This window comes from Paraburkholderia lacunae (assembly GCF_003353175.1).
In the GTDB taxonomy this organism is placed as follows: Bacteria; Pseudomonadota; Gammaproteobacteria; order Burkholderiales; family Burkholderiaceae; genus Paraburkholderia; species Paraburkholderia lacunae.
In genome coordinates this window covers 264,114-289,182 of the sequence record NZ_QHKS01000007.1, presented here as the reverse complement: position 1 = coordinate 289,182, position 25,069 = coordinate 264,114, and the positions used below count along the sequence as shown (strand labels likewise).

Annotated in this window: 29 protein-coding genes; 19 read left to right on the top strand and 10 right to left on the bottom strand. The window is 61.4% G+C overall.

What is annotated here, in order from left to right; all coding sequences use genetic code 11:
- Positions 1 to 3 precede the first annotated feature (3 nt).
- The 3 genes from lpxB to DLM46_RS13130 are packed head-to-tail and all read left to right on the top strand — an operon-like array spanning position 4 to position 2,776.
- Positions 4 to 1,173 carry a lipid-A-disaccharide synthase gene (gene lpxB / locus DLM46_RS13140; protein WP_115101187.1) on the top strand — a complete coding sequence of 390 codons (1,170 nt, stop codon included), beginning with the start codon at positions 4 to 6 and terminating at the stop codon, positions 1,171 to 1,173.
- The gene (gene rnhB / locus DLM46_RS13135) at positions 1,170 to 1,931 is read left to right on the top strand and encodes a ribonuclease HII (RefSeq protein ID WP_115101186.1); all 762 of its coding nucleotides are present in this window, start codon (positions 1,170 to 1,172) and stop codon (positions 1,929 to 1,931) included. Before lpxB ends, rnhB begins: the two co-directional genes overlap by 4 nt.
- Positions 1,932 to 1,990: 59 nt before the next feature.
- Positions 1,991 to 2,776 (top strand): TrmH family RNA methyltransferase, encoded by a 786-nt coding sequence (locus DLM46_RS13130; protein WP_115101185.1) that lies wholly within the window; start codon positions 1,991 to 1,993, stop codon positions 2,774 to 2,776.
- Between the two features lie 52 nt (positions 2,777 to 2,828).
- Here the strand turns inward: DLM46_RS13130 and ppsR are convergent, their stop codons facing one another.
- On the bottom strand, positions 2,829 to 3,644 hold the full coding sequence (gene ppsR, locus DLM46_RS13125) for a posphoenolpyruvate synthetase regulatory kinase/phosphorylase PpsR (protein WP_115101184.1): 816 nt from the start codon (positions 3,642 to 3,644) through the stop codon (positions 2,829 to 2,831).
- Between the two features lie 510 nt (positions 3,645 to 4,154).
- On the opposite strand from ppsR, the gene ppsA reads away from it, so the two are divergent.
- From ppsA to DLM46_RS13110, 3 genes are all read left to right on the top strand, one after another.
- On the top strand, positions 4,155 to 6,560 hold the full coding sequence (ppsA, locus tag DLM46_RS13120; RefSeq protein ID WP_115101183.1) for a phosphoenolpyruvate synthase: 2,406 nt from the start codon (positions 4,155 to 4,157) through the stop codon (positions 6,558 to 6,560).
- 155 nt (positions 6,561 to 6,715) lie between these two features.
- Positions 6,716 to 7,159 (top strand): NfeD family protein, encoded by a 444-nt coding sequence (locus tag DLM46_RS13115; protein WP_115101258.1) that lies wholly within the window; start codon positions 6,716 to 6,718, stop codon positions 7,157 to 7,159.
- Positions 7,160 to 7,244: 85 nt separating this feature from the next.
- Positions 7,245 to 8,177 (top strand): SPFH domain-containing protein, encoded by a 933-nt coding sequence (locus tag DLM46_RS13110; RefSeq protein ID WP_115101182.1) that lies wholly within the window; start codon positions 7,245 to 7,247, stop codon positions 8,175 to 8,177.
- A gap of 143 nt (positions 8,178 to 8,320) precedes the next feature.
- On the opposite strand, the gene smpB is transcribed toward DLM46_RS13110, so the two are convergent.
- The gene (smpB, locus tag DLM46_RS13105; protein WP_115101181.1) at positions 8,321 to 8,767 is read right to left on the bottom strand and encodes an SsrA-binding protein SmpB; all 447 of its coding nucleotides are present in this window, start codon (positions 8,765 to 8,767) and stop codon (positions 8,321 to 8,323) included.
- A gap of 100 nt (positions 8,768 to 8,867) precedes the next feature.
- Between smpB and DLM46_RS13100 the strand changes: the two genes are divergently transcribed.
- Positions 8,868 to 9,305, top strand: a complete 438-nt coding sequence (locus tag DLM46_RS13100) for a type II toxin-antitoxin system RatA family toxin (protein ID WP_115101180.1) — start codon at positions 8,868 to 8,870, stop codon at positions 9,303 to 9,305.
- Complete coding sequence (locus DLM46_RS13095; protein ID WP_115101179.1) at positions 9,302 to 9,634, top strand: RnfH family protein; 333 nt, start codon at positions 9,302 to 9,304, stop codon at positions 9,632 to 9,634. Before DLM46_RS13100 ends, DLM46_RS13095 begins: the two co-directional genes overlap by 4 nt.
- Before the next feature lie 150 nt (positions 9,635 to 9,784).
- Here the strand turns inward: DLM46_RS13095 and DLM46_RS13090 are convergent, their stop codons facing one another.
- A complete protein-coding gene (locus tag DLM46_RS13090) occupies positions 9,785 to 10,762 on the bottom strand; it encodes a DMT family transporter (protein ID WP_115101178.1) in 978 nt (325 codons plus the stop codon).
- 357 nt (positions 10,763 to 11,119) lie between these two features.
- Here DLM46_RS13090 and guaB point away from each other — a divergent pair, with 357 nt between their 5' ends.
- From guaB to DLM46_RS13055, 6 genes are all read left to right on the top strand, one after another.
- A complete protein-coding gene (guaB, locus tag DLM46_RS13080) occupies positions 11,120 to 12,580 on the top strand; it encodes an IMP dehydrogenase (protein ID WP_115101176.1) in 1,461 nt (486 codons plus the stop codon).
- Between the two features lie 6 nt (positions 12,581 to 12,586).
- Complete coding sequence (locus DLM46_RS13075; protein WP_115101175.1) at positions 12,587 to 13,339, top strand: hypothetical protein; 753 nt, start codon at positions 12,587 to 12,589, stop codon at positions 13,337 to 13,339.
- Positions 13,340 to 13,545: 206 nt separating this feature from the next.
- Positions 13,546 to 15,129, top strand: a complete 1,584-nt coding sequence (gene guaA / locus DLM46_RS13070; RefSeq protein ID WP_115101174.1) for a glutamine-hydrolyzing GMP synthase — start codon at positions 13,546 to 13,548, stop codon at positions 15,127 to 15,129.
- Positions 15,130 to 15,351: 222 nt separating this feature from the next.
- Positions 15,352 to 15,636 (top strand): Uma2 family endonuclease, encoded by a 285-nt coding sequence (locus tag DLM46_RS40245; RefSeq protein ID WP_244306154.1) that lies wholly within the window; start codon positions 15,352 to 15,354, stop codon positions 15,634 to 15,636.
- 141 nt (positions 15,637 to 15,777) lie between these two features.
- Complete coding sequence (locus tag DLM46_RS40240) at positions 15,778 to 15,948, top strand: hypothetical protein (RefSeq protein ID WP_244306151.1); 171 nt, start codon at positions 15,778 to 15,780, stop codon at positions 15,946 to 15,948.
- A 60-nt stretch (positions 15,949 to 16,008) separates the two neighbouring features.
- Entirely contained in the window at positions 16,009 to 16,395 is a 387-nt protein-coding gene (locus DLM46_RS13055) for an SgcJ/EcaC family oxidoreductase (protein ID WP_115101257.1), read from the top strand.
- A 38-nt stretch (positions 16,396 to 16,433) separates the two neighbouring features.
- Here DLM46_RS13055 and DLM46_RS13050 read toward each other — a convergent pair whose 3' ends face one another.
- The 5 genes from DLM46_RS13050 to DLM46_RS13025 all read right to left on the bottom strand — a co-directional run bounded on the left by DLM46_RS13050 (position 16,434) and on the right by DLM46_RS13025 (position 19,807).
- On the bottom strand, positions 16,434 to 17,366 hold the full coding sequence (locus DLM46_RS13050) for a YihY/virulence factor BrkB family protein (protein WP_244306149.1): 933 nt from the start codon (positions 17,364 to 17,366) through the stop codon (positions 16,434 to 16,436).
- Positions 17,363 to 17,728, bottom strand: a complete 366-nt coding sequence (locus DLM46_RS13045; RefSeq protein WP_244306146.1) for a CsbD family protein — start codon at positions 17,726 to 17,728, stop codon at positions 17,363 to 17,365. Before DLM46_RS13045 ends, DLM46_RS13050 begins: the two co-directional genes overlap by 4 nt.
- Before the next feature lie 502 nt (positions 17,729 to 18,230).
- Positions 18,231 to 18,365 (bottom strand): entericidin A/B family lipoprotein, encoded by a 135-nt coding sequence (locus tag DLM46_RS13035; protein WP_115101171.1) that lies wholly within the window; start codon positions 18,363 to 18,365, stop codon positions 18,231 to 18,233.
- A gap of 425 nt (positions 18,366 to 18,790) precedes the next feature.
- Positions 18,791 to 19,060, bottom strand: coding sequence for a hypothetical protein (locus DLM46_RS13030; protein WP_165847968.1), 270 nt, complete (start codon positions 19,058 to 19,060; stop codon positions 18,791 to 18,793).
- 513 nt (positions 19,061 to 19,573) lie between these two features.
- Positions 19,574 to 19,807, bottom strand: coding sequence for a hypothetical protein (locus DLM46_RS13025; RefSeq protein ID WP_115101255.1), 234 nt, complete (start codon positions 19,805 to 19,807; stop codon positions 19,574 to 19,576).
- Between the two features lie 665 nt (positions 19,808 to 20,472).
- Between DLM46_RS13025 and DLM46_RS13020 the strand changes: the two genes are divergently transcribed.
- Entirely contained in the window at positions 20,473 to 21,054 is a 582-nt protein-coding gene (locus tag DLM46_RS13020) for a hypothetical protein (RefSeq protein WP_115101170.1), read from the top strand.
- A 182-nt stretch (positions 21,055 to 21,236) separates the two neighbouring features.
- On the opposite strand, the gene DLM46_RS39390 is transcribed toward DLM46_RS13020, so the two are convergent.
- A complete protein-coding gene (locus tag DLM46_RS39390; RefSeq protein WP_165847960.1) occupies positions 21,237 to 21,380 on the bottom strand; it encodes a hypothetical protein in 144 nt (47 codons plus the stop codon).
- 618 nt (positions 21,381 to 21,998) lie between these two features.
- Between DLM46_RS39390 and DLM46_RS13010 the strand changes: the two genes are divergently transcribed.
- The 4 genes from DLM46_RS13010 to DLM46_RS12995 all read left to right on the top strand — a co-directional run bounded on the left by DLM46_RS13010 (position 21,999) and on the right by DLM46_RS12995 (position 23,721).
- Positions 21,999 to 22,337, top strand: a complete 339-nt coding sequence (locus DLM46_RS13010) for a BON domain-containing protein (RefSeq protein WP_115101169.1) — start codon at positions 21,999 to 22,001, stop codon at positions 22,335 to 22,337.
- Positions 22,338 to 22,515: 178 nt separating this feature from the next.
- Complete coding sequence (locus DLM46_RS13005) at positions 22,516 to 22,671, top strand: DUF3309 family protein (RefSeq protein WP_115101168.1); 156 nt, start codon at positions 22,516 to 22,518, stop codon at positions 22,669 to 22,671.
- A 253-nt stretch (positions 22,672 to 22,924) separates the two neighbouring features.
- Entirely contained in the window at positions 22,925 to 23,512 is a 588-nt protein-coding gene (locus DLM46_RS13000; protein ID WP_115101254.1) for a BPSL1445 family SYLF domain-containing lipoprotein, read from the top strand.
- A gap of 62 nt (positions 23,513 to 23,574) precedes the next feature.
- The gene (locus DLM46_RS12995) at positions 23,575 to 23,721 is read left to right on the top strand and encodes a DUF3096 domain-containing protein (RefSeq protein WP_115101167.1); all 147 of its coding nucleotides are present in this window, start codon (positions 23,575 to 23,577) and stop codon (positions 23,719 to 23,721) included.
- 84 nt (positions 23,722 to 23,805) lie between these two features.
- Here the strand turns inward: DLM46_RS12995 and DLM46_RS12990 are convergent, their stop codons facing one another.
- Positions 23,806 to 24,762 carry a glycosyltransferase family 4 protein gene (locus DLM46_RS12990; RefSeq protein ID WP_115101166.1) on the bottom strand — a complete coding sequence of 319 codons (957 nt, stop codon included), beginning with the start codon at positions 24,760 to 24,762 and terminating at the stop codon, positions 23,806 to 23,808.
- Positions 24,763 to 25,069 lie beyond the last annotated feature (307 nt).

The window sequence follows — 25,069 nt, the reverse complement described above, 5'->3', positions numbered from 1 at the left end:
CCGATGGTCTTGCAACCGAGTCCGCTGCGCGTCGCCATGGTGGCTGGCGAGCCATCCGGCGATCTGCTGGCCGCGTCGCTGCTCGACGGCCTGGCCAGCCGTCTGCCCGCCGGCACCCAGTACTACGGGATCGGCGGCCCGCGCATGATCGCTACGGGGTTCGACGCGCACTGGCCGATGGAAAGGCTGACGGTGCGCGGCTACGTCGAAGCGCTGCGGCATATCCCCGAAATTCTCGGCATCCGCAACGAGTTGAAGCGCCAGTTGCTCGCTGAGCCTCCATCGGTGTTCGTCGGGGTGGATGCGCCCGATTTCAACTTCGGCCTCGAACATCCGCTGCGCGATGCCGGCATTCCGACGATTCACTTCGTCTGCCCGTCGATCTGGGCGTGGCGCGGCGGCCGGATCAAGAAGATCGCCAAAGCGGTCGATCACATGCTGTGCGTGTTCCCGTTCGAAACCGCGCTGCTGGAGAAGGCGGGCGTCGCGGCGTCGTACGTGGGTCACCCGCTGGCTGACGAAATCCCGTTCGAGCCCGACACGCTGGGCGCGCGCCGCACGCTTGGTCTGCCGGAAAGCGGTCCGATCATTGCCGTGCTGCCGGGCAGCCGGCGTTCGGAAATCGATCTGATCGGTCCGACGTTCTTCGCCGCGATGGAGATGATGCAGCACCAGGAGCCAGGCTTGCGTTTCGTGATGCCGGCGGCTACGCCCGCATTGCGCGAGATGCTGCGGTCGCTGGTCGATGCGCACCCGGGTCTCGCGCTGACGATCACCGACGGCCAGTCGCAACTCGCGATGACCGCGGCGGACGCGATCCTCGTCAAGAGCGGCACGGTCACGCTCGAAGCCGCGCTGCTGAAAAAGCCGATGGTGATCTCGTACAAGGTGCCCTGGCTGACCGGTCAGATCATGCGCCGGCAAGGCTATCTGCCGTACGTGGGCTTGCCGAACATTCTGGCCGGGCGTTTCGTGGTGCCGGAAATTCTCCAGCATTTCGCCACGCCCCAGGCACTCGCCGAGGCCACGCTGAAGCAGTTGCGCGACGAAGCCAACCGGCGCACGCTGACGGAAATCTTCACGGAGATGCATCACGTGCTGAAGCAGAACACCGCGCAGCGTGCGGCGGAAGTCGTGGCGAACGTCATCGAAACGCGGAAGGCGCGGCTGTGACGACTGCACGCGCACCACGCCGCAAGACCACAGGCGTCGCCGGGGCGGCGGCCCAGCAGGCCGGCCTGAACTTCGAAGCGCCGGATGACATCGTCTGCGGCGTCGACGAAGCAGGGCGCGGGCCGCTGGCCGGCCCGGTGGTCGCGGCAGCGGTAATATTCGACCCGTCGAAACCGATTATTCGCGGCCTCGACGATTCGAAAGCGCTCACCGCCAAAAAGCGCGACGAACTGTACGACAAAATTGTCGACCGGGCGCTCGCGTATTGCATCGCGTCCGCCAGCGTCGAAGAAATCGATACGCTGAATATCCTGCACGCCACGATGCTGGCGATGAAGCGCGCGGTCGAAGGCTTGTCGGTGGTGCCGACGCTCGCGAAAATCGACGGCAATCGTTGCCCGGCGCTGAGCATTCGCAGCGAGGCGATCGTCGGCGGCGACGCGCTGGTCAAATCCATTTCGGCTGCGTCGATCCTCGCAAAAGTCACGCGCGACCGGATGCTGCTGCAACTGCATGAGGCCTATCCCGTCTATGGCTTCGACGCGCACGCCGGCTACGGCACGCCGCAGCATCTCGCGGCACTGCGCGAGCATGGGCCATGCGAGCATCATCGGCGCTCATTTGCGCCGGTGCGCGAAGTGCATTTGCGATTCGGCACGGGCGTGCCGCTGTCGTCGGGCGGCGTGATCGTTGTGCCGGACACGATCACCGGTACCATGCCCGATGACGACGCCTTCGGTGAACGTACTGGCGCCTGAGCGCCGTGTAGCCTCGCGCGTCGCCACCTCTTTCCTCATTCTCACTGTCTGCGCTGCCTGTGAAAGCCATCACCTCGCGGGACAATCCGCTCTATAAGCGCCTCAAGGCATTGGCCGGCTCGACGCATCAGCAGCGTCGCAGCGGTCATGCGCTGCTCGAAGGCTTCCATCTTGCGAGCGCCTATCTCGACGTCGCCGGGCAGCCGGAAATGTGCATTGTCACGGAGGGCGCGCTGCGTCACGACGAGGCACAGGAAATCGTGTCACGCATCGACGAGCATCGGATCGTCACGCTGCCTGATGCTTTGTTCGGTCAGTTGTCGAATGTCGTGCACGGCGTCGGGATTTTGCTGCTGGTCGACAAGCTCGAGACGCCGTTGCCCGAACGGGTAGCGCAGACCTGCCTCGTACTCGATGGCGTGCAGGATGCCGGCAACGTTGGCTCGATTCTGCGCAGCGCGGCCGCCGCCGGTATTCAACAGGTGTTCTGCGCGCCGGGTACCGCATACGCGTGGTCGTCGAAGGTGTTGCGCTCGGGCATGGGCGCGCATTTTCTGCTGCAGATTCACGAGGACGTCGAAGCGCAGACGCTGATCGAACGCCTCGCGGTGCCCATCGTCATTACGGATTCGCACGGCGCCGAGGCGCTTTACGATTGCGATTTGAGCGGACGGTTGGCGTGGGTGTTCGGTAACGAAGGGGCGGGCGTGTCGCAGACGTGGCGCGATGCGGTCACGTTGCGGGTGACGATTCCGCAGCCGGGCGGCATGGAATCGTTGAACGTGGCGGCGGCCGCGGCGGTCTGCGTGTTCGAGCAGTGCCGCCAGCAGCGCCGCCGCGCGTGAGCGCATGACATGAAACGCGCGCGGCTACGCGCGTTTGCGCTTCAGGCGGCGCTCAGTAAGCCTGCCGGTCCAGCTTGATCTCCTGCAAGATCGTCGTCGCGATCTCTTCGATCGACTTATGCGTCGACGACAGCCACTTGATGCCTTCGCGCCGCATCATCGTCTCCGCTTCATTGATCTCGTAACGGCAATTTTCCGGCGCGGCGTACTTGCTGCCCGGTCGGCGCTCGTTGCGAATCTCCGACAGCCGCTGCGGATCGATCGACAAACCAAACATCTTCGGCCGATGTGCCAATAGCGGTGTGGGCAGCTTGCCGCGTTCGAAATCTTCTGGAATCAGCGGGTAATTGGCCGCTTTCACGCCATACTGCATCGCCAGATACAGGCTCGTCGGCGTTTTGCCGCTGCGGGATACGCCCACCAGAATCACGTCGGCGTCGGCGAGATTACGGTTCGATTGGCCGTCGTCATGCGCGAGCGAAAAATTGATCGCCTCGATGCGGTTCTTGTATTCCTCAGTGTCCGCATTCTGGTGACCACGGCCCATCGCATGGCTCGACTTCAGCTCCAGTTCCAGTTCGAGCGGCTCGACGAAGGTCTGGAACATGTCGAGCACGAGCGCGTTCGAACCTTTGACGATCTGGTTCGACGCGCTGTCCACCAGCGTGGTGAACACGATCGGACGGCGGCCGTCCTGCTGGATTGCTTCGTTGATCTTTTCTAGCGTGGCGTAGGCCTTTTCGGTCGAGTCGACAAAGGGCACCCGAACGAGGCGGAATTTCTGGTCGAACTGGGAGAGGATCGAATGCGCGAAGGTTTCGGCAGTGATCCCGGTCCCGTCAGAGACGATGAATACGGTGGGCGGCATCAGTGGAGCTGGGGAACATGAGCGGGAAAGAGCGCTCGAAAGAAACATCGCTGCGCGGACTTCGCTGCACGGTGGCTAACCGGGGATTGCAGCGGCGTCGACGGAGCGCGCCGTGGGCACCGCTACTGCGCCCGGATGCGGCTTGGGCCTCGCTAGGAGCCCGCCGGCCGGTCCGGGGCGCGATTCGAGGCGCAATTCTCGTCCGACTGTCACATTTTGAGAGTCGGCACGGTAGAATAGCGGCAACCTGTTGGATAAGCAATTGCAGGCGATTGGCGTCTAACTTACCGTGAACGGTCGTTCAACGCCTCGCTTTCAGCTGGTAACCTGCGGCGAATGGGGTGGATCGATCGGTAAATTCGTCCAACCGCTTTCTTCGTCGTGGATCTGGCATCTCAGGCGATTGTTTCTCCAACAGGTTGTGCAAGACGCGAGGTCACGCTTCCTATGAGCGCTCGCGTTCAAGCCCACTTGCACAGCCGTGAATTTCTTTCACACTTAGGGGCTTGTATGACTAACGCAGTTACCGTCGCAAAGGATGAGGCGTATGTAGTTCCGTTCGAGCAGTTGCGGATGACCGATGTGGAAATTGTCGGCGGCAAGAACGCGTCGCTTGGCGAGATGATCAGCCAGCTCGCCGAAGCCGGCGTGCGCGTGCCGACCGGTTTCGCCACCACGGCGCTGGCCTTCCGTGACTTCCTGCATCACAACAATCTGACTGAACGCATCGCCCAACGTCTCGAAACGCTCGACGTCGACGACGTGAAGGCGCTCGCCGAAGCGGGCAAGGAAATCCGTCAATGGATCGTCGATGCGCCGTTGCAGCCGCGTCTCGAAGCGGATATCCGCGCAGGTTTCGACACCCTGCAAAACAGCTCGCCTGAAGAGCTGTCGTTCGCCGTGCGTTCGTCGGCAACGGCAGAAGACTTGCCGGACGCATCGTTCGCCGGTCAGCAGGAAAGCTACCTCAACGTGGTCGGCATCGACGACGTGCTCGATCGCATGAAGCACGTGTTCGCGTCGCTATATAACGACCGCGCCATCTCCTATCGCGTCCACAAGGGCTTTACCCACGCGGAAGTCGCGTTGTCGGCCGGCGTGCAGCGCATGGTGCGCTCGGACGTCGGCGCGGCCGGCGTGATGTTTACGCTGGACACGGAGTCGGGCTTCAAGGATGCGGTCTTCATCACGTCGAGCTACGGCCTGGGCGAAACGGTCGTGCAGGGCGCGGTGAATCCGGACGAGTTCTACGTCTTCAAGACCACGCTCGCGCAAGGCAAGTACCCGATCATCCGCCGCTCGATCGGCTCGAAGCTGATCAAGATGGAATTCACCAAGGCCGGCGAGCAAGGCCGCGTGAAGACCGTGGATGTCCCGCACGAGCAGCGCAACCGCTTCTCGATCACCGACGATGACGTGATCGAGCTGGCGAAGTACGCCGTCATCATCGAAAAGCACTACGAGCGTCCGATGGACATCGAGTGGGGCAAGGACGGCCGCGACGGCAAGATCTTCATCCTTCAGGCGCGTCCGGAAACGGTGAAGAGCCAGGCCGCGGGCAAGGCCGAGCAACGCTTCAAGCTGAAAGGCCAATCGAACGTGCTGGCAACCGGCCGTGCCATCGGCCAGAAGATCGGCGCGGGTCCGGTGCGCGTGATTCACGATCCGTCGGAAATGGACCGTGTGCAGCCGGGCGACGTGCTGGTCGCCGACATGACCGACCCGAACTGGGAGCCGGTGATGAAGCGCGCTTCGGCAATCGTCACGAACCGAGGCGGGCGGACCTGCCACGCGGCGATCATCGCGCGTGAACTGGGCGTGCCGGCGGTGGTGGGCTGTGGCGACGCAACCGACGTGCTGAAGGAAGGCTCGCTCGTCACCGTGTCGTGCGCGGAAGGCGACGAAGGCAAAATCTACGACGGTCTGCTCGAAACCGAAATCACCGAAGTGCAGCGCGGCGAACTGCCGCCGATTCCGGTGAAGATCATGATGAACGTGGGCAACCCGCAACTGGCGTTCGATTTCTCGCAACTGCCGAACGCAGGCGTGGGTCTGGCGCGCCTCGAGTTCATCATCAACAACAACATCGGTGTGCACCCGAAGGCGATTCTCGAGTACCCGAACATCGATCAGGACCTGAAGAAGGCCGTGGAAAGCGTGGCACGCGGCCATGCATCGCCGCGCGCGTTCTACGTCGACAAGCTGACCGAAGGCATCGCGACGATCGCGGCGGCCTTCTATCCGAAGCCCGTGATCGTGCGTCTGTCGGACTTCAAATCGAACGAGTACAAGAAGCTGATCGGCGGCTCGCGCTACGAGCCGGACGAAGAAAACCCGATGCTGGGTTTCCGTGGCGCTTCGCGTTACATCGCCGAAGACTTCGCCGAAGCGTTCCAGATGGAATGCGTCGCGCTGAAGAAGGTGCGTGAAGAGATGGGCCTCGACAACGTCGAGATCATGGTGCCGTTCGTGCGTACGTTGAAACAGGCGGAGCGCGTGGTCGGGCTGCTGGAGAAATTCGGCCTGAGGCGCGGCGAGAAGAACCTGCGCCTGATCATGATGTGCGAAGTGCCGTCGAACGCGATTCTCGCAGAGGAATTCCTGCAATTCTTCGACGGTTTCTCGATCGGTTCGAACGACCTGACGCAGCTCACGCTCGGCCTCGACCGTGACTCCGGCATGGAACTGCTGGCAGTCGATTTCGACGAGCGCGATGCGGCCGTCAAGTTCCTGCTGAAGCGCGCGATCGACACGTGTCTGCGGCTGAACAAGTACGTCGGTATCTGCGGCCAGGGCCCGTCGGATCATCCGGACTTCGCGCAGTGGCTGACCGATGAAGGCATCAAGTCGATCTCGCTGAATCCGGACACGATCATCGAGACGTGGCAACAGCTGGCGAAGTCGTCGGCGAAGTAAGCTGTCGAGCGGCCGTCGCTAAGCGGCTTGCATAACGAGCGGTGCGGTCGCGCAAATTCGCGTCGCAAGCGTGCTGTACCGCTCGATAAAATGCACCTGCTTCGTGCTATAAACACCCCGGTAGATCCGGGGTGTTTTGTTTTGTGGAGGTCGACGTGGCGCCAGGTGGATTGTTCTGGTGGATCGGGGCGGGCGTGCTTGTCGCGCTGGAGCTGATGAGCGGCACGTTCTATCTGTTGATGATCGCGTTGGGCTTTGTGGCTGCGGCTATTGCCCGCATGGCGGGCGCGGCCACCGATCTTCAATTGGCGGTCGCCGCCGTGGTGGCGCTGGCGGCCGTGGTGATCTTGCGGCGCTCGCGTTTTGGCCGCAGGTCGCGCAAGGAGGCGTCGAAGAACCCGGACGTCAATCTGGATATCGGTCAGACGCTGACCGTACCGGTCTGGCATGAGCGCCGGGCACGAGCCAATTATCGCGGCGCGGCATGGGACGTCGAATTGGCAGCCGGCGAGCCGGAAGACGCACAAGTCTACGAAATTGCCGAGCTGCGCGGCAGTTGCCTCGTCGTCGTAGCGCGCAAACGCGCGACGGCGGCCTGACTGTGCACACACATCAGGCACAGGACACGTACACAATACGTACCACGCACGCGCAACAATTCGAACTACAAACGGGAGGGTAGCAATGGATTCGACCATCATCGGGGCGGTGCTTCTGATCATCGTGATCGTGGTGGCGGCGCAGACGCTCAAGATCGTGCCGCAGCAGCATGCGTGGGTGCTCGAGCGGCTTGGCCGCTATCACCGCACGTTGACGCCGGGTTTGAGTTTTGCGTTTCCGTTCGTCGACCGGATCGCCTATAAGCACATCCTCAAGGAAATCCCGCTCGAAGTGCCGAGCCAGGTCTGTATCACGCGCGACAACACGCAGTTGCAGGTGGACGGCGTACTGTATTTTCAGGTCACCGATCCCATGAAGGCGTCGTATGGGTCGAGCAACTTCGTGTTCGCGATTACGCAGTTGTCGCAGACCACGCTGCGCTCGGTGATCGGCAAGCTCGAGCTCGACAAGACGTTCGAAGAGCGCGACTTCATCAATCACAGTATCGTGTCCGCGCTCGATGAGGCCGCGTCGAACTGGGGCGTGAAGGTGCTGCGCTACGAGATCAAGGACCTGACGCCACCGAAGGAAATTCTCCACGCAATGCAGGCGCAGATCACCGCCGAGCGTGAAAAGCGCGCGCTGATCGCGGCGTCGGAAGGGCGCAAGCAGGAGCAGATCAACATCGCGTCAGGCGGTCGCGAGGCGGCGATCCAGAAGTCGGAGGGCGAGCGGCAGGCGGCCATCAACCAGGCGCAAGGGCAGGCGGCGGCGATTCTGGCGGTGGCGGAAGCCAACTCACAGGCGATTCAGAAGATTGCAGCGGCGATCCAGTCGCATGGTGGGATGGAGGCGGTGAATCTGAAGGTGGCCGAACAATATGTGAACGCGTTCGGCAATCTGGCGAAGCAGGGCACCACGCTGATCGTACCGGGCAATCTTGCGGAGATGAGCTCGATGATCGCGTCGGCGTTGACGATCGTGAACAAAGGGAAGGGCGTATCGGACGCACGCTGAGCGCTTGAGTCTTTGCCGAAAAAATGGCCCGCTGAAGAATCAGCGGGCCATTTTTTGTTGAACTGCTGCTTTGGAAAGCAAGGCGGCAAACAAGGCGGCAAGCAAGGCGCGGCAAATCCGCGCAGCATGCGACGCCGGTCAGATCATGTCGGCGAGCGCATCAGGCGCGCCTTTTCGCGTTCCCAGTCGCGCTTCTTTTCGGTCTCGCGCTTGTCGTGCAGCTTCTTGCCCTTCGCCAGACCGATCTCGCATTTGACGCGGCCGCCTTTGTAATGGAAGTTCAGCGGCACGAGCGTATAGCCGCGCTGCTCGACCTTGCCGATCAGTTTGCTGATTTCCTCGCTATGCAGAAGCAGCTTGCGCGTGCGCACCGGGTCCGGATTGATGTGGGTCGAGGCTTCGGGCAGCGGGCTGATGTGCGTGCCGATCAGGAACAGTTCGCCGTTACGGATTACCACGTAACCTTCCTTGATCTGGCCGCGCCCGGCGCGCAGCGCCTTGACCTCCCACCCTTCGAGCACGAGCCCTGCTTCATAGCGTTCTTCGACCGAGTAGTCGTAGAAGGCTTTTCTGTTGTCGATGATGCTCATGAATGGAAAGCGCCCAACTCGTTTAAAATCACGATTTTAGCAAAGCGGGGCAAGGAAAGCCCGCGGCGCTTGTCCACCGTTGCCACGTGCTGTTCAATTTATGGCAGATGTCCAGAAAACCGTGTTGATCCGCCATTCGGCGGAACAGATGTTCGACCTCGTCACCGACGTCGCCGATTACCCCAACTTCCTGCCGTGGTGCGGGGGAGTCGAAATCCGCCGCCAGGACGAAACCGGCATGGAGGCGAAGATCGATATCAACTTCAAGGGCATCAAGCAGCATTTCGCCACACACAACAGCATGGAGCGGCCCACGCGCATCGATATGGAATTCGCAGACGGCCCGTTTCGCAAATTCACCGGCTACTGGCGTTTCACGCCGCTGCGAGCCGATGCCTGCAAGATCGAATTCGCATTGCACTACGAATTCTCCAACGTCATTCTCGAGAAGATCATCGGGCCGGTGTTCAGCCACATCGCCAACACCTTTGTCGAGTCATTCGTGAAGCGCGCCGATCAGCGCTACGGTAAGGCATGAGCGCGCGTCTGTCGATTGAAGTCTGCTACGCGCTCGCCGATGCGCAGACGCTGATCGCCATCGAGTTGCCCGAAGGCGCCACGGTGCAGCAGGCGCTCGACGCGAGCGGCATCCTGCAGCGCCACCCGCAAATCGATCTGACGAAGCAGAAGGTCGGCGTGTTCGGCAAGGTCAAAACACTGGATACGGTGCTCGCCGACCACGACCGGGTTGAGATTTACCGGCCGCTTCTGGCGGATCCGAAGGTGTCGCGTCAGCGGCGCGTCGAGAAGACCCGCAAGGCGGGTTCGGTCGAAGGCCGCCGCTGGCAGAACAAGGATTCGCGCTGAGGGTATCCGGTGGCGCGCTTCGGCTTGTCGTTCGGCTTGTACTTCGGCTTGTACTTCGGCTTGTACTTCGGTTCGTACTTCGGCTGTCGCGCGCCAGCCGGTTCGCGTGAACCGCTGCCATTGCGCGATGCCGGCGCGTCTGCGCAAACCTCAATGCGCCGAAACCTGTGCCTTCTCCTCGATCGAGCGCTCACCGGACGAAGCGTCGCCGGCATGCTGTCGCACCGACCAGCTGACCCCCGCCACCAGTAGCACAATCGCCGCTGTTTCCAGCGGACGCGGCAGCCGCTGGTCGTAGATGAACGCGTAGAGCAGGGCGAACAGCGTTTCGAACACGATCAACTGACCGGACAGCGTCAGCGGCAAGCGCTTCGACGCGGCGTTCCACAGGCCGTTGCCGAGCCACGAAGCGCCGATCGCGAGGGCCAGATTCAGCGCCCAGAAGGTGTGCCAGCGGGTGTCCGCAAGCGTGCTTTGCAGGCTGCCGGAGGGCAGCACGGCGACCACCAGCCACAGCGCGGCGCCGAGCGCGCCGGTTATCACGCCCCATAAAACCGACCATTCGTTGCCGCTGAAATGTGTCTGGCGTTGCAGATAGCGGGTGTTTTCGACCGCGAACCACGTCCAGCAAGCCAGTGCGCCGACCGCGCAGGCGAGCCCGGCCAGCTTCGTGACGATGCTCACCGGCGTGCTGTCGGCCACGGTAAACACGTCGACGTTGATGCACGCGATGCCTGCCATCACCATCGCCAGTGGCCACGCGAGGCGCGCGAGCGGCACGGCGCCGTGGTCGCGCCGGCCGAGCAGCGTCACCGTGACCGGCAACACGCCGACGATCAGCGACGCCGGCGCGATGCCGACCATATGGACGGCGGCCGTCAGCAGCAGGTAATAGAGCAGGTTGCCGGCCAGCGCCAGCTTGACGAGCGCGCCGAGATCGGCGCGGGTTAGGCGTTTGACGAGCGAGCGCGCGATCGGCAGCGCGGCCGCCAGCGAGACGACGCCGTACATCGTGTAGCGGCCCGCGCTCAGCAGCAGCGGCGAAAAATCGGGCAATACCCGCGGCACCAGAAACACCATGCCCCATAAGGCCCCGGCCATCACCCCATATGCCACGCCGCGCTGCATCGACTGCCCCTGCAAAATACTGGAATGGTGCGGAGAATAGCCGGTTGTAGGGCGGCGCGTCTTGTTTGATTCTGCATTCGCGGCCGAATTCCGTCGTATTCAGTGGCATGTGGCCGCCCCGATCCGGCGCGAGCGCCGCAGCAAATTCCGGCGCTCACCTCGGTCGGCGGCTCGCTGCCTGCGAACGCGCAAACGAAACCCGATCGAACCCGAGCCGAACAGGCAAGTGAAATCGAAGTGCCTGAAGTCACGAAAAGTCACGAAAAAAATCGCCTGAAATTCGCTAAGCTGCTGTTCGTGCAGTGAAAACCGGGGAGGTATCGCGTATAATTCGCTTTTGCGCCTATAGGATTTGCCATGCGTCTGATCCAAACAGCACTCACGTTCGATGACGTGCTCCTCGTCCCGGCCTTCTCCGATGTTCTGCCGCGCGACACCAGCCTCAAGACCCGGCTGACCCGCAACATCTCCCTGAATATGCCGCTCGTGTCCGCCGCCATGGACACGGTCACCGAAGCCCGTCTCGCGATCGCGATGGCGCAAATGGGTGGCGTGGGCATCATCCACAAGAACCTCACGCCGGCCGAACAGGCGCGTGAAGTCGCCAAGGTCAAGCGCTTCGAATCGGGCGTCGTGCGCGATCCGATCACGGTTCCGCCGCAAATGAAGGTGCGCGACGTGATCGCGCTGTCGCGCCAGCATGGCATTTCGGGCTTCCCGGTCGTGGAAGGCGCGCAACTGGTCGGTATCGTCACGAACCGCGACTTGCGTTTTGAAGAGCGTCTGGACGAGCCGGTGCGCAATATCATGACGCCGCGCGAGCGCCTCGTCACCGTCAAGGAAGGCACGCCGCTCGCCGAAGCCAAGGCGCTGATGCACAGCCATCGCCTGGAGCGCGTGCTGGTCATCAATGATGCCTTCGAACTGCGCGGCCTGATGACCGTCAAGGACATCACCAAGCAAACCGAACACCCGGACGCGTGTAAAGACGAACACGGCAAGCTGCGCGCGGGCGCGGCGGTCGGCGTCGGCGAAGACAACGAAGAGCGCGTGGCGCTGCTGGTGCAGGCGGGCGTCGACGTGATCGTCGTCGATACGGCGCACGGCCACAGCAAGGGCGTGCTCGAGCGCGTCAGGTGGGTCAAGCAGAATTTCCCGCACGTTGAAGTGATCGGCGGCAACATCGCGACTGCCGCAGCTGCGAAGGCGCTGGTCGAGTACGGTGCGGACGGCGTGAAGGTCGGTATCGGCCCGGGTTCGATCTGCACGACGCGGATCGTCGCCGGTGTCGGCGTGCCGCAGGTCACCGCGATCGCCAACGTGTCGGAAGCGTTGAAGGGCACGGGCGTGCCGGTGATCGCCGACGGCGGTGTGCGCTTCTCGGGCGACATCAGCAAGGCGCTGGCGGCGGGTGCGAATGCCGTGATGATGGGCAGCATGTTCGCCGGTACTGAAGAAGCGCCGGGCGACGTGTTCCTGTATCAGGGCCGCCAGTACAAGTCGTACCGTGGCATGGGCTCGGTCGGCGCGATGAAGGACGGCGCGGCGGACCGCTACTTCCAGGACAACTCCGCGAACATCGACAAGCTGGTGCCGGAAGGCATCGAAGGCCGCGTCGCCTACAAGGGCTCGGTCAACGCGATTCTGTTCCAGCTCATCGGCGGCGTGCGCGCCAGCATGGGCTACTGCGGTTGCCGCACGATCGCGGAGATGAACGACAAGGCCGAGTTCGTGCAGATCACGGGCGCGGGCTTGCGCGAGTCGCATGTGCATGACGTGCAGATCACCAAGGAAGCGCCCAACTACCACGTGGACTAAACGCGAATGAAGCCATTGCTGCGTGCTGTACTCATCCTCGATGCCTTGCTGTTGCTTGCGTTCGGCCTGCTGTTTCTGCTGACGCCGTGGACTTCGCTGTACAACGCGCTGCAACTGGTGCAAACCCAGCCGGTTCTCGCCGGCCAGGGGTTCGGTGTGGCGCTGATTGGGCTCGCGTGGCTGGCGTTGCACGCGTCGATCGATGGTGCGCTGACGTCGACGGTTGCCAAGGTCGTCGGGCATGTGAACTGGCTGACCGGCGTGTTGATGCTGGTATGGCTGCTCGGCTTGCGTACGCCGGCGTTGACCGGCTTCGGGCAGATCGTCGCGGTGCTGACCGGTGTGGTGCTGGTGTTGATCGGCCTCGGCGGCGTGCGTTTGTCAGGCGCGGTGCGGCGTCGCGAAAAGGTGCGGGTGGCTGAGGTCGTCGCTGCCGGGCGCGCCGAGCGGCAGGCCGCGAAAGGTGCAGTCGGAGATGCCGGCAAAGAGACGGCCAAAGATGCAGGCAACAGGCGCGAACCCGGTGGTGTGACGGCTAAATTTCCGGCCTATCGCGCGGAGCCGGTGGTCGAGCCTGTCTTGCCGGCGACGCGGCCCGTCAATCCGGTTTCGGCGGCGCCCGTTCACCCGGTGGTCGACGAGCCAGGTCTGACGGCGTCGGAGCGAGCTGCGCGGGCTGAAACCGCCGCCGCGCGCGACGAGGCCCGCAACGCAGCCGCCGATGCACCCGGCGCGCCCCGGCCGCCGTTTCATGGCTGATGCGCTCAGCGCCAAACCGTCTGCCGAAGCTACCGGATTTCGTTCGTGCGCGCCGCAAGGGAGTGTGCCTGCGGTACTGAACCTCCGGACGCGCTTCATCGTTGCGCTTCATGCTCGACGGTCCGCCACGCGGACCGCTTTGAATTCAACGCCGCGCTTCGTGCGCGGCATCCCGTATCCGTTCACTTTTGACTCCGTCCGCTGCCATGCATGACAAGATCCTGATCCTCGACTTCGGTTCGCAAGTCACCCAACTGATTGCACGTCGCGTTCGCGAAGCCAACGTGTATTCGGAAATTCATCCCTACGACGTCGACGCGTCGTTCATTCGCGACTTCGCGCCGAAGGGCGTGATCCTGTCGGGCGGCCCGAGCTCGGTCACCGAAACGGATACGCCGCGCGTGCCGCAAGCGGTGTTCGAACTCGGCGTGCCTGTGCTCGGCATCTGCTACGGCATGCAGGCGATGGCCGAGCAACTGGGCGGCAAGGTCGATATCGGCCACCTGCGCGAATTCGGTTATGCCGAAGTGCGCGCGCGCAACCATACGAGCCTGCTCGAGGGCATCAGCGATTTCACCACGCCGGAAGGTCACGGCATGCTGAAAGTGTGGATGAGCCACGGCGACAAGGTGCTGGAAATGCCGCCGGGTTTCGCACTGATGGCGTCGACGGAATCGTGCCCGATCGCGGCGATGGCCGACGAAACGCGCCATTTCTACGGTCTGCAATGGCACCCCGAAGTCACGCACACTGTGCAGGGCCGCGCGATGCTCGAGCGTTTCGTGCTGCAGATTTGCGGCGCCAGGCCCGACTGGGAAATGGGCCATTACATCGACGAAGCGGTCGCGAAGATTCGCGAGCAGGTCGGCAGCGAGCATGTGATTCTGGGTTTGTCGGGCGGCGTGGATTCGTCGGTGGCGGCGGCGCTGTTGCATCGCGCGATCGGCGATCAGCTGACCTGCGTGTTCGTCGACCACGGCCTCTTGCGCCTGAACGAAGCCGAGCAGGTGATGGCGACCTTCGCCGATCACCTCGGCGTGAAGGTGATTCACGTCGACGCAAGCGAAGCGTTCCTGTCGAAGCTGAAGGGCGTCACTGACCCGGAAGCGAAGCGCAAGATCATCGGCGCGGAATTCGTCGAAGTGTTCCAGGCTGAAGCCGGCAAGCTCACCGACGCGAAGTGGCTCGCGCAAGGCACGATCTATCCGGACGTGATCGAATCGGCCGGCAAGGGCAAGAAGGCAACGCAGACGATCAAGAGCCACCACAACGTGGGCGGCCTGCCTGAGACGCTGAATCTGAAGCTGCTCGAGCCGCTGCGCGAACTCTTCAAGGACGAAGTGCGCGAACTCGGCGTCAAGCTCGGTTTGCCGCCCGCGATGGTGTATCGCCATCCGTTCCCGGGCCCGGGTCTGGGCGTGCGGATTCTCGGCGAAGTGAAGCGCGATTTCGCCGACCTGCTGCGTCGCGCGGATGCGATTTTCATCGAGACGCTGCGCACCTTCATCGATAAGGAAACCGGCAAGTCCTGGTACGATTTGACGAGCCAGGCGTTCGCGGTGTTTCTGCCGGTGAAGAGCGTCGGCGTGATGGGCGACGGCCGCACTTACGAGTACGTCGTCGCGCTGCGCGCCGTGCAGACGCTGGACTTCATGACCGCGCACTGGGCGCATCTGCCGCATGAATTGCTGGGGCATGTGTCGAACCGCATCATCAACGAAGTGCGCGGGATCAATCGGGTGGTGTACGACATTTCGGGTAAGCCGCCGGCAACGATTGAGTGGGAATAAATCAAACTGCTCCCAAGTCGTTCCGGGAGGTCCGGTTTTCCATGTTTTTCCGTTTGAAAACATGAGTTTATTGCCCGGTGTGGTCTGCTGTGATCCGGGCAATACCTGGAGGAAATGTCGGTATCGGTGACGGTACCGACATTTCTTCCTCGGACGGCCTTGTCCGATACCGTCAAATCAGTCTGACGGTATCGGTTGACGGTATGCGTTCGACGAGCTCTCATGCTCACAGACATGCAGTTGCGAGCGCTGAAGCCGGCCAAGAAAATCTACAAGATTGCCGATCAGCGGGAAGGTTTCGACCGCGACGACCCGGTCCCGTTCGTGCCCGACCTCTGCGTCGAAGTGCTTCTCGATAGCGACAGGATTTGTGACATTGATCGAAGGGTGGCGGCCTATCTGGAAGGCGGCGCCGCCGAAGTCATTATCATCGGCCCAGTGATCGTTGATTTCATCTGCGCAGGCATCAACTGCACGTCCTTCTATACCTATATGAAGGGCGCGTAGAGCGGCACGCCGCTCACGTCGCTGATTGCCACGCCGGCCAAGTTCGACGCCTTCCTGACGACGAACAACCCCGATCTGCGCTTCGCCGACCACGACGCGCAGGGCTATGCGTCGGCCTCCGTCACACCGGGGAGCTTTTTCGTGGTGTTCAACAAAGTGAGGCGCCTGAACGCGGACGGCACCGCGCCCGCGGATGCGCTGCTCGCCCGCACGCGACTGACCGTGCCTAAGGACGCGGTCGAGGTGCGCGTCGAGCGTTTCGAGGATCACGGGCCCGTCCGGTCGCAGCAAGATATCTCCGCCATGCCCTGATTCGTTCGTTGAACGGTGCTTGCTACAATCGATGACACCGCAATAGACATGGAAACCATGATGACGGGTGACGAACGCGCGATCCGCGATCTTGTGGACACCTGGATGTCTGCAAGCATTGCCGGAGATACCGAGAAAGTACTCAGCCTGATGACTGACGACGTGGTGTTCATGGTGCCGGGTCAGGAGCCGTTCGGCAAAGCGGCCTTTGCGGCCGCGTCGGCGGCGCAGCCGGGCATGCGCATCGAAGGCTCGGCCGACATCGTCGAGCTTAAGGTGCTTGGAGAGTGGGCCTTCATCCGCAACTTCATCGACATAACCGTGACGCCGCCCGGCGCTACGCAGGCCGTGCGGCGCGCGGGCCACACGCTTACCCTGCTGCGCAAAGACACGAACGGCCGCTGGCTGCTCACGCGCGACGCGAATCTGCTCACCGTAAAGGCCTAGCGCCTGGAATCGCGCCCGAGGTCGCGACACCTGCATCCCTAATCCGTTTCGAGCGCCTCTGGCTCCGTCGGGTTGGTGCTTGCGTTCAACCGCTCGTATTCGGCAATCAGTTGCGCTCCAAACAAAAGAAGGGTGGCCAATGCTTCAAGGCTGAACAGTACGACGATGGCAGTGGTCAACGATCCGTATACGACGCTCACCTGCGACAAGCTCGCGAAATACCAGACCAGCACTCGACGCGTGATCTCCCAAAGAACAGCGGCCGCCACCGCGCCCATGAATGCGTGACGAAGCGTCGTACGTCCGGCGGGAAAGACCAGGTAAACAGCAGTTAAAACCAATATCTCGCCGGCGAAACCGAACAGGTAAAGGACGGCGCGTGTTGCCCCCGTCAACGACATATTGTGCCCGAACAGCACCACGCTATCGGCCCCAACTGCCTGCAAGCTGCTCGATACGAGTGTAACGAGTAGCACTCCGACACCAAGCGAAAGGCTAAAGCAATAAGGCACGATCGCTGATATCAAGAAGTGCCGGCGCCGGACGGCGACCCGATGCACGAAGATGATCGACAGCGCGTTTTCCAGGACGGTGAACGCAAGCGAACTAAAGAAGATCATCGTGACGACGAGAAACCAGCTCACCACCGCACGATGCGTGAGGAAATTAGACAGTTCGCTAACGATCGCTTTCGACTGCCCCGGCACGAGCCACTTGAGCAAACGTTCCAACGTATCGAGCAGCAACTGCTGACCGATGACGTGACTAAATGCAATAGTCACTAGAATCAGCAACGGCACAATCGAAAGCAGTGCATAGTACGCAATAGCACCAGCCAGCAGGAGTCCTTGATTTCGTCGAAACGCTTTGACGACCTGAATGATGAACCGAAAAGGATGGGCGACGACGAATCGCAATGCGCGATTGCGCGCCGCTTTTTTCCTCGGTTTCGCGACCATGGCGCGCGTCATTCTCTCGATTCCGCAACGCGATGATTACGGGGCCTGGCATGGCGAGCGGATCCTCTCGCCGTTTCGCCTGGCGCCCCCGCATGTCGTTGTCGCGGAAATCGCATCGATTGAATGACCATAGCGCGCCCAGCACGAACCCGAGCGCAGCCGCGCCTGCGAGGGCGTCGAGCGGATTGGCCATTATCTTTGTCTTTGTCGCGCGCGAGGCTGGTGGCATCTGCACTCGGTTGCTGTGCCTTACCGCGTAGCTCCTTTGCTGAGCCAGCGATCTGCGCGCCGGCGTCACCTGTCAGCGTGCCGATCGTTTCCTGCACCGCGCCTGCAGCACCGCGCAGGGCGCCTTCTGTCTTGGTCGTTTCCATTTACCAGTCCTTTGGGAGCGCCACACGTAACGGTTCACGGTGTACGAGACTCACGTAGCGCCGGTTGCGAAAGAGAGCAACCGGCGCGCTGCCAATCTTGGGCAGCAAACTACGGTCGCGTCCGCCGTGCAGCGAGCAGGTCTGCCACTCGCGCAGATTTCGACATCCGATCGCGGCCCGCTGGTGCACGCGTGAGAGGGGCATCGACTGGCTCATTCGGGTTTTCGACGCCCTCTGCACGTTGCTTGCTCGCTGCAACGTGGACCAGTGCGCTAAGTCAACGCACCTTGCGGTCGGCAGCTTCTCAGCGGAGGCGAGCGCGTCGCTGTCGGTCAACAGATGGACGGCGCCTTGCGCGTCGTTGTGAGAGGGTAAGACAATCACCGAGCGCAATTGAAAACGCGGCCTGTAGAGGCGCCGCGTTTGCTGCGATGATGGGGCGCGAATGGGTTTGTTGAGTTCGGCCCCTCGTGTCGTTGGCGCACTCGCTCAGCTGGTTCCCTTACTTGGATTCCTGTGCCTCATTCTTGATCGCCTGGCCTCCCTTCGAAATGTCCTGGCCTGCGCCCGCCATCGTGTTGCAGCCGGCGAGAACTGCGGTACCAGCAATCAGCATCCATGCAATCAATCGGATCATTATCTTCCCCTTGTTCAGATCAGGATCAGAGAGTTGAGCGCACTTGTCGCGCGAGGCAAGCAGGCGCGCGACATCGCTTAGCGCGGGTTGTCAGTATTCGCGATGCTCGTGCTCGCGGTCGCGCCGCGGGTCGCGCTCATGCGGATGACGGTGCATCCATTCGTCGTGCTCCCAATAGCGGTGGCCGTCCCAGTAGCGCTCGCCGTGCCAGCCGAGCGTGACCGCCTAGGCTTCATCATTTGCCCTCCATCAAATACTGGAAACAGAGCACGATTCGTACCTGAACGGAGCGGCAAACGCTTCGCTCGCTATCTCGCGCAAGCCTCCCTCGCCTCATCGCGGCACGTCCAAACCTTGTTCTGGCGTCGGACAGACCCGAAACACAAATTGACGCGTAGAGCTGCGCGTTCGCTGCGCCAGTCACTTCACAGCAGATCAAAACTCCGTACCACCGCCGCGGCTTTCCGATTGTCCCGTTTCTCGAGGCTCCTGGCGAGCAGTTCGCGAAAGATATGGACCTTGTCAGCACCGTATTGCTCGCGAAATTCGCGACACGCCTCGACAATGGCGGCTCGTAGAGTGGCGGGTGTCAATGTGCTGGCGATGTAAGAACTTCCTCTCGCCAATTCCAGCACGTAAGCCGATTGGTAAATCTTCATGTCGTCCATGCGACCGGTCTTTCGTTCCTTGTTCATCGCTATTTTCCCAGGCTGGTTTTAGTTGGGTGCTAAACGAGCAGCTCTCCTCTCTGATCAAGCCGAGCGTTCAGGCGTCCGGCCGACCCGTTTCGGTTTTTCTCCAGCACTGCAAATAAACTAAGCCGCTTTTCCTTTAACGGAATCTTATGCATTGCTGAATAGCGACGCGGCGGTTTATGCCAGAAGCCGTGTCCGATATGAAGGCAGGCAAACATTCTTAACAAGCGTTCCCGACCGCTGTCAGATCAGCGTAAAAGATTGCCGCTCACCATGAGGGGGCGCAGTCCACAAACGTACACGCTCGCTTTCTGCAATCTGTAGCGCGCGATCACGACCGACGAGCATTGAACGATCACGCCTCGATGGCGGCAGAATAGCGGCCCATCCGACAGGATGGGCCGAAGCAGCCGTGGTGATCGCTGATTCCGGTTCTCTTCTGCGATTAGTCCGGTCCAGCACGATGCATCCGGCGCTTTATTTAGCCCGAGTCTCGGCCGGGACATTATTAGCTTACGTAGTGGCGGCACTGCTTTCGCGCATGTCGATCCAGGCAAGTGCCCATTGATGCGCAACGTGGATCGCCTCGGCCTCGGTGTCGAACCATGCAAGATCGCGTTCGATGTGCTTTTGAACGCCTACATCACTATCTGGCGAGCTGCGGGTTAGCCGCGCATGCGCGAAGAATTTCCCAAGGGAGAAATCCGGAGTTGCGTCAATGATCCAGCCGCCGTACTGGTGCTCCATGGTCACCTCCGACATCCAACCAATCGAGATTCGAAAAGAGATCATGGATTCGTCAGATCGCAATCCCTATACTGCCCAGGTTGAATTCGCTGACTTCAGGGTTGGTGTAAAGCAGCAAGTCATCCCACCTACAGTTTCGTTATAGACCGTCCAGCGAAGTGCGTCTGTGATTCCGGGAATGGAGAATCGCAACAAATGCGACAAATTGTTTCTCCTCCACGGCCGGGCTTACACCCTGACCACGTTTCCCCAGGAATGGTGAGCGATCATCCATATAGGGCCTTCGGCCGAGCTTACCCACGACCAGGAGTGGCAGGCGACGACCGTCAGCATCGGGGCACCTAAACCATTCGACATTCTCGTTTGGAGACATTCTAAAACGGTAGCGTGATCGGCCATCTCAAGGGGCCGTCATGGCCGAGGAGGCGTCGACAGCCACACGTGAGGTGGAAGGACCTCCCATGCGTCATCCGACAATCCCGTTCAAGGATGGACATGATCACGGGATACAGCTTTAATTGTTACCACGCTAGGGACATGTCCCTATGCGCGCCGTAGCGGGATATGAGAGAAAGTCCAATTGAATCTTTCCGGAGCTGATCCAATGGTGAGGCCACTTCCGCATTAGGCGGTACTGACCCACCGCCATCCCAAGGAGCACGGCAATGAAGATCCCGTATGTCCTTGTGGCGGCCGCCGTCGCCATGATCACCTGCCCGGCATTTGCCCAGCCACAGACGTCTGTGGAGGTCAAAAAAGAAACAGACAAGACCACCGTGACAGGAACGGCAACGGTCATTGCCACGGTCGTCGCCATTAATCCCGCTACCCGGACCGTCACGCTCAAGGACAAGCACGGCCGGGTCGAAGAACTTGAGGCGGGCGAGGAAGTGCGCAACTTTGATCAGCTCAAGGTTGGCGATGTGGTCACCACCGAGTACCGGGAGGCGAGGTCGCTGAGTCTTAGAAAAACAAGCGGCCCGCGGTCTGCCACGGAGCGGCAGACCTTGCATCCGGCCGCGTCCGGGACCGAACCGGGCGGCACAATCAGTCGCGAGGTGACGGTAGTGGGCGATGTCGTTGCCATTGATGCAAAGGGGAAACACGTCACAATAAAGGAGCCGCAGGGCACGATGGATGTGTTGGTGAACCCCGAGCAACTGAAGAACATTCGCCAGGGTGATCAGGTTGAGATTGTGCATACCGAAGCGGTTGCGATATCCGTCACGCCCGGAACGAGCAAGTAGGCGCCAGGGAGAAACTGATTCCTCACTGAATCGCCTTCGTTAATTCGCTTTCCCGACTACCTGTCAGGTCCGGTCCAGGCTAATCCAGCTAATGTCATGATTTACGGAAAGGTCAATAATGCGACAACGCCGTCCCGTGTACATCAGCATAAATAGCACGCTGCCTTGGTAGCGCGGCACGTCTACGCCTCATTCTCCCAGTCGTGCCATCCGACCGGATGCGACTCCAGATAGCGGTTCACCGCTTGCCCGACAGTAGGAAAGAAGTGTTGCTCGCCGATCATCTCGAACAGGCCGTAGTGCTTCAGGCTGTCCCCGTGCTTCATCGTTGGAATGTAGGCGTGGTACGCGTTCCGCTCGCATCTAACGGGCGCATCCAGCGTGACGCGGCGCACAGCGCGGCTGATTTTTTCGCTCGCCTCAGGTTTCGCGCTCGCGACGGCGGCGCTTGGTGTGTGGCTCGGGAAAGCACATGAACTCGCACCGGTCTTCGCCGCGTGCAGCGCAGTCGCGTTTTGTTATTCGTCTGCTCGCGCAATGTCGGCTGCGCGCTTTGCTTTATTCTCCACGCGGACTGCGAGTACCCGTTCGCGTCTTTTTTACAAGTCACCGGCAAAATCCGGACCTCCCCGAGGCCGCGTGGCGGACTGGGCAGTTTGTCCCGATCTTCGGCTGAACATCGCCCCATACGACGCGTTGCGCGAATCTCCCTGCCTCAGCAAACGCATCCGGCACGCTGCTTGCGGACACACGTGGTATGCGCGAACCCGTGCCGCTGCGCAGGATCATCAGTAGGCGCTGCGCAATCACTCGAATCCGGTGTCGATAACGGGTCTGACGGAACCGTGGCGGCAACGATCCCACGCGTGTCATCGGTGGCATCAACCGCGACGATCGCAAGGCAACAAGACCGTAATTCTTATCAATCACAGGACGGAGAAATTATGAAGACGATTCCATTCCTCAAGGCTGCCGGCAGTATCGCGTGCGTTGCATTCGCTCTCAACGCCACGGCGCAAACCAGCGCGTCAGCTCCGCCCGCCAGCTCGGAAACGATCGGCCAGCATATCGATGACGGCGCGATCACAACCAAGGTGAAGGCCGAACTGCTCGGTGCGAAGAACGTGAAGTCGACCCATATCCATGTGAAGACGCGCAAGGGCGTCGTATGGCTGATGGGCTCGGTGCCGTCCGCCGACGACAAGTCGGCGGCCGAGGAAGTCGTGCAGAACGTATCCGGCGTCAAGAGCGTCAAGAATCATCTGAAGGTGGGGGCGGAATAAAGGCTGCGCGCGGCGGTCGCCAGCAATCCGTTGAGCCATTGCCGCTACTGTCAGGCCGATGATTCAATTGGTTGGGCGGTGCGGCTATCGTGCCTGAAAATCCGAATCCTGAGCGCGCCCCACTTGGCGAGATAGCGACGAATTTCGTCAGGCCGCGAAGTCGCGAAGGAGAAGTTCCATGCTGGAAACACTATTGATCGTCGTTCTGGTGCTCGTGTTGATCGGCGCCATACCGACCTGGCCGCACAGCCGTTCGTGGGGCTATATGCCCAGCGGCGTGCTAGGCGTGCTGTTAGTCGTCGTGCTTGTGTTGCTGCTTCTGGGCCAGATATAAGCGCGAAAAATCCTTTTTGGAGGGCTCCTGCGCGCGAAGGTCGTTGCCGCGTGTTTTTGATACGAGCGAGTGATTCGCGACAGCGAACTCGCTCGGTTACCCATTCTCGTTCAAGGAGCTTTGTCATGAACAAGGATCAGGTGAAAGGGCGCATCGAGGAAGGAAAAGCAAAGCTGCGGAAGTTGTCGGCAAGGTCACGGGAAATGAAACGACCACGGTGAAGGAGCCATCCAGGAACAACCAGGAGAAAATGATGCTACGACGAACATTCATATGGGGTGCGCCGGGATCGATCCTGGCTATTGGCCTCGCGGTTTCGGGCTGCACGACGACCGACACATCCAGCGCCAGCGGCAACCAGGCCGACAAGCGTCACACCATCGACGCGGGCGTCGACTCGACCCTTGCTCGCCTCTATACGGTCGCTAACGGTTCGCGTGAACTGGTCGGCAAGGCCCGTGGCGTACTGGTGTTTCCGTCTGTCATCTCGGCCGGCTTCTGGGTCGGTGGGCAGTATGGTGAAGGCTCGCTGCGGGTCGGCGGCAGCACGGTCGGGTACTACAGCACTACGACTGCTTCGATCGGGCTGCAGATCGGCGCGCAGTCCAAAGCCATCATTTTCCTGTTCATGACCCAGGAGGCGCTCGATCGATTCCGTAATAGCGAAGGTTGGTCAGCGGGCGGCGATGCATCAGTGGCGGTACTGAAAGTCGGCGCGAACGGCAATGTCGACACCACCACCGCGACTGCGCCCGTCGAAGCGTTCGTGCTCACGAACAGCGGGTTGATGGCGGGCGTGACGCTCGAAGGCACGAAGGTCACGAGGCTCAAGTCGCTGTAACGAGCCATGCAGGCGCGGCAGGTTTAAGTCTATTGACCGTTTTCAATCTTACGGAGGGCGCCATGCACATTCTCACAAGCGCGGGCCCGCTGGTTTCGCTGATCGCCGGCATCCTGATTCTCGTGGTGCCTCGCCTGTTGAACTACATCGTGGCGATCTACCTGATTATCATCGGGTTGCTCGGGCTGTTCGGGGGACATCTCCACTGACCCGAAACCGCCCGCAAGCCGATTTCGACAGCCATCGATTGAAGCGTGCGTTTCGATACAGCGGCCGGCGGGATGCACGTGGCGTCATGCTGTGACCTGTAGCAGCGCGTCGTGCCACTCCTGCACGAAACGGTCGATATGAAAACGCTCGAGCGCCGTGCGGCGCGCGCCGTCGCCGAGGCGCCGCGCCTCGGCCGGATCGCGCAGCAGACCGACCATAGCGTCGACGAGCATCTTGATGTCGGTATGCACGAAACCGTTTTCGCCATTGTGGATCACGGTAGCGAGTTCGGCCGTCGCCAGCCCGATGACCGGCATGCCGATCGTCATCGCCTCGATGACCGCGAGGCCAGGGCTGCTCCAGCGGATTGGATTGAAGAAGAAGCGATAGCGAGCACAAAACGCAGCGAGATCGGGATTGCCGATTTCGCCAATGCCGCCGAGACTCTGCGCGTCCATGCCGACGAGATCAAGCGGCACCTGGCAGCGGACCTGGGAAAAAATATCCGCGCCCAGGGGGCGCCCACGCTGCGCGAGGTGATTGACGACGACGATCCCTCGCTCCAGCTCACCGCTGTAGCGCACACCTTCGGGGACCATGACGCCATGCTCGATCACCCGCGTCGGCGTGATGCCGTTGTCCCACATCAGCTGATTGAAATGCGTGACATGGACAAGCAGCGTGTCCGGATCGTCCACCCAGTGCCACTGCCCGAATGGACTCTCCTGCGGGGGATCGTGCTCGAGGTGGACGCGTGGCAACCGGCGCTGCGCGGGCGACAACAGCGTCTCGCGGTCCCGCTCCCAGTGGCTCCTCTGCTGATAGAGAATCACGTCGAATTCGCGCGACGCGACGTCGTCGGCATTCACTTCGTGCACGTTGTCGTCCCACGGCAGCAAGCCGACCTTGCCCGCGTAGCCGGTCGGATGATCGGGTTTCGTGACCAGGTAAAAGTCGAACGGCGTCTGAGTGAGGTAGTAGAGGTAGTTGCCGTGCACGTGCCATGTCAGCACGCGAAGCCGGCGGCAGTTCCGTAGCATGATTAGTCTCGTCCGTGAAAGGCGGCGATTCCATCGGCACATGAAATAAGAATGACGCTGCCGGTGTCGCGCGGCCGTTGTGGGCAAGCTGCGCACGGGCGGTGTGCACGACGCTCGCGAAGCTGACATTGAGCGCACATGGACGGCCAACGCTCTCTTGCGCGGCGCTCCCATTGCGCTACAGCGGGACTGGTCAGGTCATGGCTCGCGCCGTTGAGGAATCCTGTGCGCGTCGCCGAGCGTTATCGAGCACAGCCGACGGTGTGCCCGTCGGATTGCCGCCAATGCTTTTTTCTCTGCATACTGG